Here is a 14,605-nt window from a genome sequence, read left to right on the forward strand (position 1 = left end):
ACGGCTGTTCTGCGACCGGAACTTCGGGCCATGAGCGGTCGTTGTGGAGAGTGGATGGGCGAGGGGTGAACGGGGCCAGAGGCGCGAATGCGGTCAGGGGGCGATCGCGTCACGAGGGGAAGCCAAGGGCGCGTCCACATCCGTGAGTTCGGCAGAGCGGTAGGCGCTGCGCTCACCGGCGGTGGGCGAGAGCGCGACGAAGGCGGAGGTGATGAAGAGGTAGGAGCCAAGACCGACCGCGAGGGGGAAGATGAACTGCATGGCAGTCGCTCCGGGCAGATCTGCGCCGGACGGGGTGACGTGCACACTCACGGCGATCATGCCGGTGTAATGCATGCTGCTCACGGCCGCGCCCATGACCAGGGCCGCGACGGCAACAGCGGCAGGCGACTTGATGTTGAGTCCGGCCCATAGGGCTGCGGTGGCGGCGACGACCGCGATGAGCACGGAGAGACCCACGAGCGCGGGGTCGTATTGGACCTGGCCGTGCAGTTGCAGGGCCGCCATGCCGAGGTAGTGCATGCTGGCGACGCCGAGTCCGGTGGTGAGGCCCCCCAGCAGTAGCGCCCGGGTGCGGTCCTTGCCGTAGCCGACGGCGAAGACCCCGGCGCCGACGACGAGCATCGCGACGAGGAGGCTGAGGAGGGTGAGTGGCACGTTGTAGTGAATGTCCGTGCCGGTGACGGCGAAGCCGAGCATCGCCACGAAGTGCATGGTCCAGATGCCGGTGCCGATCGCGGACGCTGCCGTGACAAGCCAGTTGCGGCGGGAGCGGCCGGTCGCCGAGAGCGCCCTGACGGTGCAGCGCAGCCCGAGGGCAGCGCCGATACAGGCCATCGCGTACGACAGCACGGGGGTCAGCCAGCCGAAGGCGGCGTGGTCCAGGTGTCCCATGGCTCCGGGACGGTAGTCCGGCCGGGGGCGCACGACTGGGGCGTATTTCGAAAGCTGTTGAAAATTGACACGACTGGACCCGTGAACGATCGTGCCGCGTTCGAACGTGCGCACCGAGGACTCGTCTCAGCCAGACGAGTCAGCGGTGGACCGTTCGACCCGGTGAGGGATCATGGCCAGATGGCCGATGACCACACGCACATTCAGGAATTCTTCGGGGCTCGGGCAGCGGACTGGGACAGCCGCTTTCCGGACGACGGGCCGGCGTACGCGGCCGCGGTCGCGGAACTCGGGCTGCGATCCGGAGCCTCCGTACTCGACGCCGGGTGCGGGACGGGACGTGCGCTGCCGCCGCTCCGGGACGCGGTGGGGCCCGGGGGCACGGTGCTCGGCCTCGACCTGACGCCCGAGATGCTGGAAGCGGCGGTACAGGCCGGGCGCGGCCGGGCCGGGTGGCTGGCGCTGGGCGATGTGGCCAGGCTGCCGCTTCGGACCGGGGGGCTGGATGCGGTGTTCGGGGCGGGCCTGATCTCACACCTTCCGGAACCGGAGGCGAATCTCCGGGAGTTGGCGCGGGTGGTGCGGCCGGGTGGGCAGTTGGCGCTCTTCCACCCCATCGGACGCGCGGCCCTTGCCGCACGCCAGGGACGGCAGATCACACCGGACGACCTCCGGGCGGAGCCGCAGTTGCGGCCGCTGCTCGCGGGGGCGGGCTGGCGGATGGTGTCGTACGTGGACGAGGACGCGCGCTTTCTTGCCATTGCTGTGCGGGAGGGGTGACGGGGGTGGGGGGGGAGGGGGGAGGGGCCCCTCCCCCCTTGCCTGACGGGTCCGGTCAGGGCTGGTGGTGGCCCGCCGTCGGCCTGTTGCCGCCTGCCACCGCGTTGATGAAGGCCTGGGGGTTGTCGAACATGATGTTGTGGCCGGCGTTCGGTACGACCTCTACGTGGACGCCCGAGGCGGTGAGTTCTTCGCGGCCGGGGAGGTAGTTGTCGACGTCGCCCACCAGGTAGGTGCGGTCGATCGGAAGGCCCGTCAGGAGGTGGCGCATGGTGGGCTGGGTGCCGCGTACCAGGCCGAGGGCGGTGCGGTGCAGCGCGAGGGGGTCGGCGAGCCTCATCGTCGCCGCCCACAGCGGGCCGATGCGGTCGAGGACGGCCGCGAAGCCGCCGCCGTGGACGAAGTCGTTCTCGGTGTATGTGGCGATGCCGCTGCTCCCGGCCGTCGGGGTGGGGTGGGGGTCGAGGTTGGCCTCGGTGAGGACGAGGCGGGACACGAGGTCGGGGCGGCGGGCGGCGAGCACGATGGCCACGGCGCCGCCCATGCTGTGCCCGGCGATGTGGGCTCCGGCGGCGCCCGCCGCGTCGAGGGCGTCGGCGAGGGCGTCGGCGTGCTCCTCCAGGCTGTAGCCGAAGTCGGCCGGGCGGTCGCTGATGCCGTGGCCGGGCAGGTCTACGAACAGTTGCCTGCGGGCGGCGAGGCGGGGGTCGGCGGCGACGTGGGCGTGGTAGACGGTTGATGCCGAGCCGAGGCCGTGTACGTAGACGAGTGGCGGCTCGGCGGCGTTCGGGCCGCGTTCGCCGCGGCCCGCCTCCGCCTGCACCTCCGGTCGAGCCGCGTCGAGCCGTACTGCCTCAGGCAGTCCCTCCGAATCAGGCAGTCCCTCCGACTCGGTCCAGCGGATCTGACTGCCCTGCTTGTCGAATGCCGTCTGTCGCACGGTTCCGTCCCCCGCTCTGCTTGCGCCTGCCCGGCGCTTCCAAGGCTTGCTTCGGCGCGGCGACTATACATCGGTCTCGATGTATAGCGACATCGATGTACAGCGCTCATGCGGCAGAATGCGGTCATGCTTGAGCTCGCCATCCTGGGATTTCTGTACGAAGCGCCGTTGCACGGCTATGAGCTGCGCAAACGGATCACTGCGCTGACCGGACACGTACGACCTGTCGCCGAGAGCACGCTCTACCCGGCGATCAAGCGGTTGGAGAAGGCGGGGCTGCTGGCGCGGGAGACGCAGCCCGGTGCGGTGGCGGCGCCCCGCCACACGCTCAACCTCACCGCCGAGGGCAGGGCGGAGCTGGTGCGGCGGCTCGCGGAACCCGAGCAGGTGGAGATCACGGACGAGAACCGGTGGTTCACGCTGCTCGCGTTTCTGCGGCACTTGCCCGAGCCCGCCCGCCAGGCCGAGGTGCTGTGGCGACGACTACGCTTCCTCGAGGAGCCCGCGAGCTTCTTCTACGAGGGCGAACGGCCGCTCAGGGCGGAGGAGTTGGACGACCCGTTCCGGCAGGGGATTCTTACCGTGGCCCGGGCCACGAGTACGGCGGAGTTGAAGTGGCTGCGTGCCACGCTCCGGTCGCTTGGATCACCCGAGCCGGACGCCGCGACCGACACGGCCGATGCGACCGGCGCAACGAGGTCGCGCGGCTCGAACCGCTCGTAAGCAGCTCACGGCACGGCACTCGCCGGCGGTTCACGTCAACCGACCGGTTCCGACCCCTATCTGTCACCAGGTCGTCAACTCTAGCTTGAGAAAGGCACGTTGATTCGCACCAGGCGAGCGCAGCCGCAGGGAAGGCGGTCCGGATGTTTCGTATGTTCGGCAAATCGCGGAAGCCGGAACGGCGCGAGCCCGTGCGGCAGCACAACATCTTCGAGGCCGCCGCCACCTACGTCGCGGCCTGCGCGGACGACGACCAGGAGGCGCTCGACGAGGCGGTCGGGTGGGTGTCGCCGGAGGCGATGTCCTTCGGGGTGCGGGAGCTGGCGTGCCGGGCGCTCATCGCGCTGGCGCGGGAGCGCGACGAGTCGCCGCAGGCCGTTGCACGCTCGCTCATGGGGTTGCCGGTCGCCTGACCCCGTACTGGCTGGGTCGGTGCACGGTCAGTGCGCGTGATCCGGGCTGATTCCACGCGATCTCGCCCCATCCCCTCCGATGTCACCCGATCTCTCCGCGCGCCGCGCCTGACCTCTCACCTTGCCCGGTCCCATCGGTTTCCTTCGCAGCGTCCTCCGGTGCAGCAAACCCTCGACGATCGGGTTGCCGACTGGTTATGGTGCGCCGACGAGCGATCCGAAGGGGAGGGTTCCGTGACCGGGACGGACGAGGCCGCGACTGCCACAGCCGACGCGGTCGATGACGACGCGCTGTATGTGCTCACGGCGGTGTTGCTCACGCCCGCGCAGTTCCCCAGCGTGCTCGGTGACGACTTCCCGGAGGCGTGTGCGGTCCTCGGCCTCGAACCGTACCCGGGTGGCTACGGCCTGGTCCTCGGCCAGGACGGGAGCGGCGCCCGTTGGACCGTGATCGTCCACGACGTGTCGCTGGTCGCGGTGGCGATCGCGTCATGGGACTGCGGGATGGAGTACGACTTGTCTCCGGACGAGCGTACGGTGGTGGCCGCGCTGCCGGGCTGGCCGCTGGAACTCGCCGTCGCCGCGCCCGGAGTGGCGCCGCCGCACGACCCCGACCCCGAGCCCGACGAAGACGGCACGATGCGGCCGCCGCTCTCGCCGCCCGACACGAGCGTGTGGGGCTCCGCGCAACGGCGTCTCGGCGCCGACGAAGTCGCCCTCCAGTGGGCGATGTGGCGCGGCCAGATAGCCGACGGCGATGATGAGGGCGAGGGCGGCAGCGACGGCGGCGACGAGGATGCGGAGCCGACGGCGTCCGCAGAATCGGATGATCCTGCGGATTCCATACTGGAAGCTGCCGAATCGGACTCTGCCGAACCGTCGGCTTCCGAGACCCCGGAGGAGCCAGATGCCGACGCCTCCGCCGCCACCGGCATCCTCAACGCGCGCGTGGAGCGAGTTCTCGACGAGGCACGTCAGTACCTCGACTCCCCTCCCCCGCTCGGGCGTGTCCGGTCGAGCTTCGCGCCGGGTGGGGCGCGTATGTTGCGGGCCGACGGCCCCGGGTGGTCGATCGTCGCCAGGACCGACGACATCGCGTTCGTACTGCTGGACGACGAGCCGGGCGAGGTGACGCCGGTGGGGCGCGGACCCAAGTTGCCGGAGCTACTGGAAGCCTTGGACGCGATCGCCGTACGGCCGTCCTGAGCCACACCCGCGCACCCAAAGCGGCGGGGGTCTCCGCCTTGGAGTCGCGGGACTGGACGGCCGTCAGTGTGGCGTCCCGGAGGACCTGTTCGGGTAGGGCTGGCAGCAGGCGCGCGGCGGTTCCCGCCAGTTGTTGCAGCGTGCAGCGGCGTACCTCTTCCTGATCATGCCAGGCCCGTTCGCAGCTCAGCGCGATACGGGCGAACTCGTCCGGATCTCCTTTGAGTTCGGCGCATGCCAGCAGCGCGGGCCACGCGAACACTCGCTGGTGGATCCGATGCTGGGAGGCCTGTTCTCGCAGGATCGGTTCGGCGTCCGCGAGAGGCAGGCCGACTGCCACGGCGATGAGATGGACCGGGCGTCGCTTCCAGCGCTCAAGGCGTGCGTCACTGAACTCGGCGCGGTCGGCCGGTTCGAGGGCGGTGAGGGCGGCGAGGGCGACCAGCGGGACCCGGTGTCCCGTGTCGCCGCCTACCCGTTCGGCGACGAGCCGCCGCCGTTCGGCCGGGGGCAGCAGCGCGAGCAGGGGGTCGGGCGGCCACCTCCTGCCGTCCCGGTGCGCGCATATGGCCGCCCGTGGCGCGGCAACGAGTGGCCAGTTCGACGAGGTCGGGCGCAGGGAGGGCGCGGAGCGCGGCGACGGTCGCCCGACCCAAGGGGCCCGCCGGTACGGTCAGTTCGAAGGGCCCGGCCTCCTCCCCCAGCGGGACAGGCGAGAGTGCGCGGAGACCCCGCAGGACGTCGAGGAGTTCGGCGGGGCGTCGCAGGAGTGCGACAGCCGCGCGTTCCCCGATGAGGCGGGGCGCGTCGCGCAGCATAGAGAGGCCCGCCGCCGCGTCGCGTTTCCGCGACGACGGTGGCGACGAGCTTCCTGCCCTGCGCATAGCGGTAGGCGTACGGACCGTCGGCCCGTTCGCCGTACTCCTTGATCAGCAGGGCCGCGGCGGCGGCGGGCGCGGTACGGGCGAGGGTGGACAGCACCCCGGCGGGACGTCCGTCCGGGGCAGCCAGCGGGCGACCGTCCCGGGTGAGCAGGCGCTGAGCAGCCGGGCCGCTTCCTGGGCGCCGTGGCGTTCGTACACCTCGGGCAGGAGCCGATCGGCGAGGCGGCGACGGCGGCCGAGCCGCAGTACGCGGTACGCGGAGTGGCGCACCGCGCGGATGTCGCTCAGCGCGAGGGCGGCGAGCGGCTCTTCCGGCACCGGCAGCCTGATGGCCGCGGCGAGCGCCCGGCGGCGCAGCACGGGGTCGTCGAGTGCTGCGGCCACGGTGTCGAGGTCGCGGCGGGCGACGGCGAGGAAGAGTCCGGTGTGCCGTTCGTCCTGGTCACCGTCGTCGAGGGCGCGGTGCAGGGTGGCGTACGCGTCCGGGGCGAGCGTTCGCGCGTAGCGCGCGAGGGCGGGCATCCGGGCCGGGAACGGCAGGGAGTCGAAGTGGGTGCTGATCCACTCGGGGGTCAGCGGCTGGGGCGGAGCGGAATGGGCCATCAACGATCACCGTGGGATCGTGAGGCCTCCTTTCGGATCATCATGCGTACGATCCTGGCAGCCTTTCGATCGATGGGCAATGCGATTTCGGGCGGGCGGCAAGGCACCACTGTTGCAAGGGCAGCTTCGAATCGCATACGGAGCCGGCCCTCGGATGCGGATCGGGTACGGGAGGAAGCACATGGCGGACGTTGGAGCCCACGCGCGCGGCGCGGAAGTGGTGTGCCGGGCGGTGGGGCGGGTGGTCGGCGGGCGGGCCGAAGTGGCCGACGACCACTGGGGCGGTGAGTCGGCGGTGATCCGGATCGACGCCGAACAGTTCGGCCCTGAGGCGCTGTTCGGCCTGACGGACTTCTCCCATCTGGAGGTCGTGTACCACTTCGACCGGGTGGCCCCCGAGAAGATCGAGTCGGGCGCGCGCCGTCCGCGCGGCAACCCCGACTGGCCGCTGGTCGGGATCTTCGCCCAGCGCGGCAAGAACCGCCCGAACCGGCTCGGCGTCTCGCGCTGCCGTGTGGTGAAGGTGGAAGGGCTGGACATACACGTCACCGGCCTGGACGCGGTGGACGGCACCCCGGTCCTCGACATCAAGCCGTACATGGCGGAGTTCGGCCCACGCGGCGAGACGGTCCAGCCGGAGTGGTCCACGGAGCTGATGCGGGACTACTACGCGGGCGAGCCGGTGTCCGGGAGCGGCCTCGACGACTGAGGGGCTGACCGCCGAGGCCGGGCCGGAGCCGTAGCCGCAACAGGCCGGAGCCGGGCCAGGACCCGGGCCAGGCCCAGAGCCACCGTCAGCGCAGTTCCTTGCGGGTGATGTGGCGCAGCCTGCGGCGCTGGCTCGGGTCCAGCATCAGATAGGCCACGACGGGCACCCCTATGAGCACCAGCAGCGCCGGCAGGAATCCGATCAGCGGGATCAGGACGAGTCCCACCACTACTCCACCGGCGGCGATCATCGCGCGCTTCGTCATGTCCGTCGCCTCCTTCGCGGCCGCTGCTGCCGCCGCTCTCTGTCCAGGGAACGCGTGGCCGCGTCCTCCGGTTCCCGGCCCCGCGTCCACTTTCCGCGCGGCACGCCGGCCGTCTGTTTCCACTATGCGGCAGCGGTGCGACAGGGCCCCGCGTCCGTGCCCCGATTCCGCGCTCCGATTCCCCCTTGCGGCAGCTACACGGCCGCATCCCGGCGCAGCGGCGCTCCGACGGCGTGCATGTGCCGCAGGGCCTGGCGGTAGGAGTCGATCAAGGAGGTCTCGGCGTACGGGATGCCGACGGCCCGGCAGTGGGCGCGGACCAGCGGCTGGACGAGCCGCAGGTGGGGCCGGGGTACGTTCGGGAAGAGATGGTGCTCGATCTGGTAGTTCAGTCCGCCGAGGAACCAGTCGGTGAGCGGTCCGCCGCGCACGTTGCGCGAGGTGAGGACCTGGCGGCGCAGATGGCCCCAGCCGTCGTCGTCGGCGTCGGGCATCTCCATGCCCTTGTGGTTGGGTGCGAAGGTCATGCCCAGGTGGAGTCCGAAGAGGGCGTGGTGCAGCAGCGCGAAGACCAGCGCCTTGCCCGGCGACAGCACGGTCAGCAGAAGGCCCGTGTAGGCGGCGAGGTGCACCACGAGGAGCGTGCCCTCGACGGCTCGTTCCCGCCGGGGCTGCCTGCGCAGGTCCTGGAATCCGTACACCTTCAGGGCGATGCCTTCGAGCAGCAGCATCGGGAAGAACAGCCGGGCCTGGTTACGGGTGAGCCGGCGTGCGAACCCCTCACGGCGCTCGGCCTGCTTCTCGGTCCACACGAGCGCGCCGACGCCGACGTCCGGGTCCTTGTCGACGTGGTTGGGGTTGGCGTGGTGGCGGTTGTGCTTGTCGTTCCACCAGGCATAACTCATACCGAGCAGCAGATTGCTGTGGAGCAGGCCGACGGTCCGGCCCGCGCGGCGGCTGCGGGTTATCTGGGCGTGGCCCGCGTCGTGGCCGAAGAACGCGGTCCGGGCCCAGAACACCGCGAGCGGCACGGCGTACAGCAGGGTCCACCAGGTGTCTCCGGTGAGCGCCATCGCGGTCACGGTCGCGGCGAGGGCGAGGAGGTTGACGGCGATGCCCCGCACGTACCAGCCGGTGCGCCGCTCCAGCAGCCCCTGCCCCTTGGCCGCCTTCAGGAGCGGTGCGAATTCGCTGCCGCGTCCGGTGGGGCGCGGTGGCGCGAGCAGGGTGGCGCTCGCGCCGCTCTCGGCGTTCGCAATGGCCTGGGGCATGGTCGGTCTCCGGTCGCTGGTCTGCCGCAGTCACCTGCGCTGACCTCATGAAACGTACGAAGCCGGGGCCCCTGGCCGCTATGGCGCCACCACCCGGACCGGGCGGGGGCCTGTCCCGGGGTCATGGTGGTGCTGTCGCCACCCCGAGCGCGCGAGGCGCGCCCCGCGCGCGCGTCGAGTGAGCCAGATCACGGCGCGCATCCGCCCGGCAGCACTTCGCCCGGTGTACCCTCGGCGATTCCGGAACCGCAGTAGTCAAGTTTGAGGAATGTGTCATCGCCGTACACAGGCTTCCCGCGCCCACACCCTCCGAGATCGACGAACTCGCCCGCTGCCACGTCACCTTCCTGCCCGCCGACCCCGCCCGCCTCGGCCGCATCGCGTTCTGGCGCACCGACGGCACGGCCCCGCAGGCCTTCTTCGGCCACGCTGAGGAGCCTGCCGAGGAGCTGACGGTGGTGGGGGCCGACGCCGAGCCGTACGCGGTACGTGCGGCTGTTCTGCCCGTACGCGACGCGCTGCCCGTCCTGACGAGGGCCCGGCCCCGCGCCGACGCCTCGCGGGCCGCCGCCTTCTGGGGTACGGCCGCGCTCCGGGCGCTGCAACTCGCCGCGCGTGGCCTGCTGTTGCCCGGACTCTCCCCCACCGACCACGACGCGTGGCGGATCGGGCCGCTGGGCGCCGACGAGCTGGGGCGCGTCCGTGAACTGGCGGCCTCGATGCCGCCCGAGGCGCACGCGGTGCCGCTCGACGCCGGTGGCGAGGCGTTGCTGCTGCCCGAACCCGAGGTGCTGGTACGGCAGTTCCTCGACGCGGTCGCGGACGGGCTGCCGCGCACGCCCGCCGCCGCCCTGGCGACCGGCTCCCCCGCCTTCGCGGCGGACCCGCCCCAGCGGCTGCCCGGACAGCGTGCCTGGGCCGCGGAGGTGGCCGCCGGGCACGACGCGGGTGTGCGCATCTCGCTCCGCGTCGAACTGCCCGGTCTGGAGTCGGCGGACCCGGACGCGGCAGGGCCGGCCTTCCGGGCCGTGCTCCAGCTGCACAGCGTGAGTGACCCCGCTCTGGTGGCGGACGCGGCCGAGGTGTGGGGTGAGTCCGGGGCCGCCGCCGGGGCGTTCGGTCCGCACGCGCGGATGGACGCGCTCCTTGCGCTGCGTCGCGCCACGCGCGCGTGGGCGCCGCTCGCGCCGCTGCTCTCGGCGGCCGTGCCGGACGCGATCGAGCTGGCCGACGAGGAGGTGGGCGAGCTGCTCGGCGGGGCCGCGCGCACGCTCGCCGCGATCGGCGTCCAGGTGCACTGGCCCAAGGACCTCGCGCGAAAGTTCACCACGCGCGCGGTGATCGGGCCCGTGCAGGAGGCCGCGCAGCGGAGCTCGTCCGAAGCGCCGCCGGACAGTACGCGGTCCGCGGCACCGTCCACGCTCTCCGCGGACGCCCTGCTCGCCTTCGAGTGGTGGTTCGCGCTCGGCGACACGCAGCTCACGCGCGCGGAGCTGGACCAACTGGCCGAGGCTGGCCGGCCGGTGGTGCGGCTGCGCGACCAGTGGGTCCTGATCGACCCCGAGGAGGTCCGCCGCGCCCGCGCTGCACAGGACCGCAAAGTGACCCCTGTCGACGCGCTCGGCGCCGTCCTGACCGGCTCGACGGAGGTCGACGGACGCCGGGTCGACGTCGAGGCGTCGGGCTGGCTCGCGGGCCTGCGCGACCGCCTCGCCGACCCCGAGGGCGCGCGCCAGGACGCCGTGCAGCAGCCCGCCGCGCTCGCCGCGCGGTTGCGCGACTACCAGCTACGGGGCCTCAACTGGCTGGCCGACATGACCTCGCTCGGCCTCGGCGGGTGCCTCGCCGACGACATGGGCCTCGGCAAGACGATCACTCTCATCGCCCTGCACCTGCACCGCCAGAGCAGCCCGGCGACCGCCGGCCCCACGCTCGTGGTCTGTCCGACGTCCCTGATGGGCAACTGGCAGCGGGAGATCGAGAAGTTCGCGCCGGGCACGCCCGTGCGCCGTTTCCACGGCTCCGCGCGGCGCCTGGAGGGCCTCGCGGACGGGGAGTTCGTCCTCACCACGTACGGGACGATGCGGCTCGACGCCCCGAAGCTCGGCGAAGTGACGTGGGGCATGGTCGTCACGGACGAGGCCCAGCACATCAAGAACCCGTACTCGGCGACCGCCCGGCAGTTGCGCACCATCGGCGCCCGCGCGCGCGTGGCGCTCACCGGCACGCCGGTCGAGAACAACCTCTCCGAGCTGTGGGCGATCCTCGACTGGACGACACCGGGGCTGCTCGGCCGGCTCGGTACGTTCCGTACCAAGTACGCACAGGCCGTCGAGGGCGGCAAGGACCCGGCGGCGGCCGAGCGGCTGTCCCGTCTGGTCCGCCCGTTCCTGCTGCGGCGCCGCAAGTCCGACCCGGGCATCGCGCCCGAGCTGCCGCCCAAGACGGAGACCGACCGGGCCGTCTCGCTCACCAAGGAGCAGACGGGTCTCTACGAGGCGGTGGTGCGCGAGACCCTCGCGGAGATTGCGGGCGCCGACGGCTTCGAGCGGCGCGGGCTCGTGGTGAAGCTGCTCACCGCGCTGAAGCAGATCTGCAACCACCCCGCGCAGTACCTCAAGGAGGAGCAGCCGCGCATCGCGGACCGCTCCGGCAAGCTGGAGCTGCTCGACGAACTCCTGGACACCATCCTCTCCGAGGATGGTGCGGTGCTGGTCTTCACCCAGTACGTACAGATGGCGCGGCTCATCGAGCGGCATCTGGCCGCGCGCGGGGTCGCCACGCAGTTCCTGCACGGCGGTACACCCGTGGAGCAGCGCGAGCGGATGGTGCGGCGCTTCCAGGACGGTGAAGTCCCGGTGTTCCTGCTGTCGTTGAAGGCGGCGGGCACCGGTCTGAACCTCACCCGGGCGGGCCATGTCGTCCACTACGACCGCTGGTGGAACCCGGCCGTCGAGGCGCAGGCCACCGACCGTGCGTACCGCATCGGCCAGACGCAGCCGGTGCAGGTCCACCGGCTGATCGCGGAGGGGACGATCGAGGACCGCATCGCCGAGATGCTGACGCGCAAGCGGGAGCTGGCGGACGCGGTCCTCGGCACCGGCGAGTCGGCTGAGGCGGCGCTGACGGAACTGTCCGACGCCGATCTGGCGGATCTGGTGGCACTGCGAGGGAGCGGGCGATGAGCGAGTACGGGGATCTCTCACAGGAGCGGATGTACGGGGACCACGGCGAGGACGGCCGTGCTCCCGAGGAGCGCACCTTCGCGGCGCTGCCACCCGCGCACGGGCGCGGTTTCGCGCGGACGTGGTGGGGCCAGGCGTGGCTCAAGGCCCTTGAGGACACGGCGCTCGACGGCCAGCAGCTGAAGACGGGCCGCCGCTACGCGCGCGAGGGCGCGGTCGGGGCGGTGTCGGTACGGCCCGGGCGGATCACCGCCGTCGTGCGCGACCGGGACGGCACCTCCCACCGCGGCGACGTGGTGTGGCAGCGGCTTTCCGGGGACGACTGGGACCGTTTCCTCGGCATGGCGGTGGAGCGGGCGGGGCACATCGCTGCGCTCCTCGACCGCGATATGCCTCCGCATCTGGTGGAGGACGCCGCGGCGGCCGGAGTGGAACTCCTGCCGGGCATAGGCGACCTGGAACCCGAGTGCACCTGTGAGGCGTGGGACCACTGCCCGCACACGGCGGCGCTCTGCTACCAGGTGGCGCGCCTCCTCGACCAGGACCCGTTCGTCCTGCTGCTCATGCGGGGCCGGGGTGAGCGGGCGCTGCTGACGGAGCTGGCTGAACGAAGCGCGGCGCCCCGGTCTGCGGAACCGGATGTTCCGGCCGGGGTCCCGGCCGCCGAGGTCTTCGCGGCGCGGGACATCGTGCCACCGCTGCCCGGGGCGCCCGAGGTACCGGCCGAGGCGGGGGCGCCGCCGCACCTCGACACGGAGGCCGCCCCCGAGCCCGGCGTCGATCCCGCGGCGCTGGAGTTCCTGGCGGCGGACGCGGCGCGGCGGGCACGCCAGATGCTGGCGGAGGCGCTCGCACCGGGCCATGAACACCAGTCGCCGCCATCTGACCTGACGCAGAATCAGGACGCCGTACGTCTGGCGGCGGACTGTGAGGACAGGCGGATCACGGGCCGCCTTGCGGCCGGTTCCGGACGGCGGCCGGCCGAGCTGGACCTCGCCGTACGAGCGTGGCGGTACGGGGGCGCCGCCTCCCTCTCCGTACTGGAGGAGGAGTGGACCCCCGGGCCGGAGGCCCTGGCCCGGGCCCGGGACGCGCTCGCGCGGGCCTGGCAGGACGAGGAACGGCCCGTACTGCGCGTGTCCGGCGCGAACCGCTGGACGGTGGTCGGGGGCGGCGCACAGCTGCGGCTCGGACGGGACGGCCGGTGGTGGCCGTACCGCAAGGAGCGCGGGGCGTGGGTCCCGGCGGGTCCCGCCGACCTGGATCCGGGGGCGGTGCTGGAGCGGTAAGGGGTGCGGTGGTGGGGGTGCGGTGGTGGGGCGCGGTGGTGGGGGCGCGGTGCCTATGTCCTGGGAGGCGCCCCGTGGCCCGGTGTCCCACCCGCCCTGAGCTCGTAGAGCGGCAGGTCGTCGCCGGGGGCGTTCGCCGCCGACGGGAGTATGCCGCCGGGGAACTCGGTGGGCAGGTCCGGCAGGTCCGGCAGGTCGCTCGGGAAGCCGCTCGGCAGTTCCGTGGGGAGTCCTGACGGAAGGCTGGACGGAAGGCTCGTGGGGAGTTCGGAGGGCAGCTCCGTCGGGATCCCGCTCGGAAGGCTCAGTGACGGCGTCGGGGCCCCCTTGCTCGTCGGGGTCTTCGTCGGCCTGTCGTCGGCCCCGCCGCCGCTGCCGTTCACCACCAGCACGATGGCGACGACGGCCGCGGCGGCCACCACGACCGCGAGCAGTATCAAGACGCCCCGGCGGCCGCCTCCAGCCGGCGGGCCCGGGGGTGACGGCGGCGGCGTCGGGGGCTGCCAGGCGGGGGGACCGAAGCCCCCGCCCGGCGAGGACGGCGGCCCGGGTGGGCGCGGAGGTACGGGCGGCGTGGCCATAGCCTCCAGAGTCGGGCCGAAACGGTTCATCTCGCGACCCCTGGCCGGAATTTACGCCAAAGTCGGTCAGGAGCGGCGCTCGCCGGAGCCACCCGGCCGTGGCAGCACGCCGTTCCGCGCCCCGGCCGCCGCCGCGCGCAGCTGCGGCCCTTCCACCCTCGTACACCTCCCCGTACCGTAATCTCGGCGACGTTCTTGCCGGTTGAACGTGACGTATCGACGCACAAGCGACACGACGCACACACGACACGACATACAGGAGCTCGTTACCCGTGGACCGCCGAAGACTCCTCCAGGGCGCCGCCGCCAGCGTGGCCGCGGGCGCGCTCTTCCCCGCGACACGTGCCGAGGCCGCCGCCGACACCGACTACCCGGGCGCGCACTGGGTCCCCGCCTCGACCGCCAACTACACCGCTTCCCAGCGCCCCTTCACGTATCCGGTCGAACGGGTGGTCATCCATGTCACCCAGGAGACGTTCGGCAACACGCTCGGGATCTTCCAGAACCCGGCGAAGAAGGTGTCCGCGCACTATGTGGTGCGGTCCGCCGACGGCTATGTGGCGCAGATGGTGCGAGAGCAGGACATCGCCTGGCACGCGGGCAACTGGGACTACAACACCCGCAGCGTCGGCATCGAGCACGAGGGGTGGGTGGACCAGCCCGCCTACTTCACCAACGCGCTGTACGAGGAGTCGGCGCGGCTGACCGCCTCGATCTGCGACCGGCACGGGATCCCCAAGGACCGGGAGCACATTATCGGCCATTACCAGGTCCCCGGCACCGACCACACCGACCCGGGGCCGAACTGGGACTGGGTGCGCTACATCCGGCTGGTCAACTTCGCCTGAGCGCACGGGGATTC

Annotated in this window: 15 protein-coding genes; 8 read left to right on the forward strand and 7 right to left on the reverse strand. The window is 72.1% G+C overall.

Annotated elements, in window-relative coordinates; genetic code table 11:
- Nucleotides 1–93 precede the first annotated feature (93 nt).
- A complete protein-coding gene (locus ACFWA7_RS01770) occupies nt 94–894 on the reverse strand; it encodes an MHYT domain-containing protein (RefSeq protein WP_385537785.1) in 801 nt (266 codons plus the stop codon).
- Nucleotides 895–1,074: 180 nt separating this feature from the next.
- On the opposite strand from ACFWA7_RS01770, the gene ACFWA7_RS01775 reads away from it, so the two are divergent.
- The gene (locus tag ACFWA7_RS01775) at nt 1,075–1,674 is read left to right on the forward strand and encodes a class I SAM-dependent methyltransferase (RefSeq protein ID WP_385820247.1); all 600 of its coding nucleotides are present in this window, start codon (nt 1,075–1,077) and stop codon (nt 1,672–1,674) included.
- Nucleotides 1,675–1,729: 55 nt separating this feature from the next.
- Here ACFWA7_RS01775 and ACFWA7_RS01780 read toward each other — a convergent pair whose 3' ends face one another.
- Nucleotides 1,730–2,614 carry an alpha/beta fold hydrolase gene (locus tag ACFWA7_RS01780; RefSeq protein WP_385820249.1) on the reverse strand — a complete coding sequence of 295 codons (885 nt, stop codon included), beginning with the start codon at nt 2,612–2,614 and terminating at the stop codon, nt 1,730–1,732.
- Nucleotides 2,615–2,740: 126 nt separating this feature from the next.
- Here ACFWA7_RS01780 and ACFWA7_RS01785 point away from each other — a divergent pair, with 126 nt between their 5' ends.
- From ACFWA7_RS01785 to ACFWA7_RS01795, 3 genes are all read left to right on the forward strand, one after another.
- On the forward strand, nt 2,741–3,337 hold the full coding sequence (locus tag ACFWA7_RS01785) for a PadR family transcriptional regulator (protein ID WP_385537780.1): 597 nt from the start codon (nt 2,741–2,743) through the stop codon (nt 3,335–3,337).
- A gap of 152 nt (nt 3,338–3,489) precedes the next feature.
- A complete protein-coding gene (locus ACFWA7_RS01790; protein ID WP_385820251.1) occupies nt 3,490–3,750 on the forward strand; it encodes a hypothetical protein in 261 nt (86 codons plus the stop codon).
- Between the two features lie 234 nt (nt 3,751–3,984).
- A complete protein-coding gene (locus ACFWA7_RS01795) occupies nt 3,985–4,956 on the forward strand; it encodes a hypothetical protein (protein ID WP_385820253.1) in 972 nt (323 codons plus the stop codon).
- Between the two features lie 929 nt (nt 4,957–5,885).
- On the opposite strand, the gene ACFWA7_RS01800 is transcribed toward ACFWA7_RS01795, so the two are convergent.
- Nucleotides 5,886–6,443 (reverse strand): hypothetical protein, encoded by a 558-nt coding sequence (locus ACFWA7_RS01800; RefSeq protein ID WP_385820255.1) that lies wholly within the window; start codon nt 6,441–6,443, stop codon nt 5,886–5,888.
- 181 nt (nt 6,444–6,624) lie between these two features.
- On the opposite strand from ACFWA7_RS01800, the gene ACFWA7_RS01805 reads away from it, so the two are divergent.
- Nucleotides 6,625–7,152, forward strand: a complete 528-nt coding sequence (locus tag ACFWA7_RS01805) for an SAM-dependent methyltransferase (protein ID WP_385820257.1) — start codon at nt 6,625–6,627, stop codon at nt 7,150–7,152.
- 85 nt (nt 7,153–7,237) lie between these two features.
- On the opposite strand, the gene ACFWA7_RS01810 is transcribed toward ACFWA7_RS01805, so the two are convergent.
- The 3 genes from ACFWA7_RS01810 to ACFWA7_RS01820 all read right to left on the reverse strand — a co-directional run bounded on the left by ACFWA7_RS01810 (nt 7,238) and on the right by ACFWA7_RS01820 (nt 9,116).
- Nucleotides 7,238–7,417: a hypothetical protein gene (locus tag ACFWA7_RS01810; protein ID WP_385537765.1), complete on the reverse strand. Its 180-nt coding sequence runs from the start codon at nt 7,415–7,417 to the stop codon at nt 7,238–7,240.
- Between the two features lie 194 nt (nt 7,418–7,611).
- Nucleotides 7,612–8,688: a fatty acid desaturase family protein gene (locus ACFWA7_RS01815; protein WP_385820259.1), complete on the reverse strand. Its 1,077-nt coding sequence runs from the start codon at nt 8,686–8,688 to the stop codon at nt 7,612–7,614.
- Nucleotides 8,689–8,876: 188 nt separating this feature from the next.
- Entirely contained in the window at nt 8,877–9,116 is a 240-nt protein-coding gene (locus tag ACFWA7_RS01820) for a hypothetical protein (protein ID WP_385820261.1), read from the reverse strand.
- Here ACFWA7_RS01820 and ACFWA7_RS01825 point away from each other — a divergent pair.
- Together ACFWA7_RS01825 and ACFWA7_RS01830 are read left to right on the forward strand one after the other, a co-directional pair.
- A complete protein-coding gene (locus ACFWA7_RS01825) occupies nt 9,003–11,873 on the forward strand; it encodes a DEAD/DEAH box helicase (protein WP_385820424.1) in 2,871 nt (956 codons plus the stop codon). The two genes, ACFWA7_RS01820 and ACFWA7_RS01825, sit on opposite strands and share 114 nt — an antisense overlap.
- The gene (locus ACFWA7_RS01830) at nt 11,870–13,162 is read left to right on the forward strand and encodes an SWF or SNF family helicase (RefSeq protein WP_385820263.1); all 1,293 of its coding nucleotides are present in this window, start codon (nt 11,870–11,872) and stop codon (nt 13,160–13,162) included. The genes ACFWA7_RS01825 and ACFWA7_RS01830 overlap by 4 nt, the downstream gene beginning before the upstream one ends.
- A gap of 53 nt (nt 13,163–13,215) precedes the next feature.
- Here ACFWA7_RS01830 and ACFWA7_RS01835 read toward each other — a convergent pair whose 3' ends face one another.
- Nucleotides 13,216–13,602, reverse strand: a complete 387-nt coding sequence (locus ACFWA7_RS01835) for a hypothetical protein (protein ID WP_385820265.1) — start codon at nt 13,600–13,602, stop codon at nt 13,216–13,218.
- Between the two features lie 413 nt (nt 13,603–14,015).
- Here ACFWA7_RS01835 and ACFWA7_RS01840 point away from each other — a divergent pair, with 413 nt between their 5' ends.
- On the forward strand, nt 14,016–14,591 hold the full coding sequence (locus ACFWA7_RS01840; protein WP_385537756.1) for an N-acetylmuramoyl-L-alanine amidase: 576 nt from the start codon (nt 14,016–14,018) through the stop codon (nt 14,589–14,591).
- The last annotated feature ends 14 nt before the right edge of the window (nt 14,592–14,605 follow it).

Source organism: Streptomyces sp. NPDC059994 (assembly GCF_042737755.1).
Classification (GTDB): Bacteria; Actinomycetota; Actinomycetes; order Streptomycetales; family Streptomycetaceae; genus Streptomyces.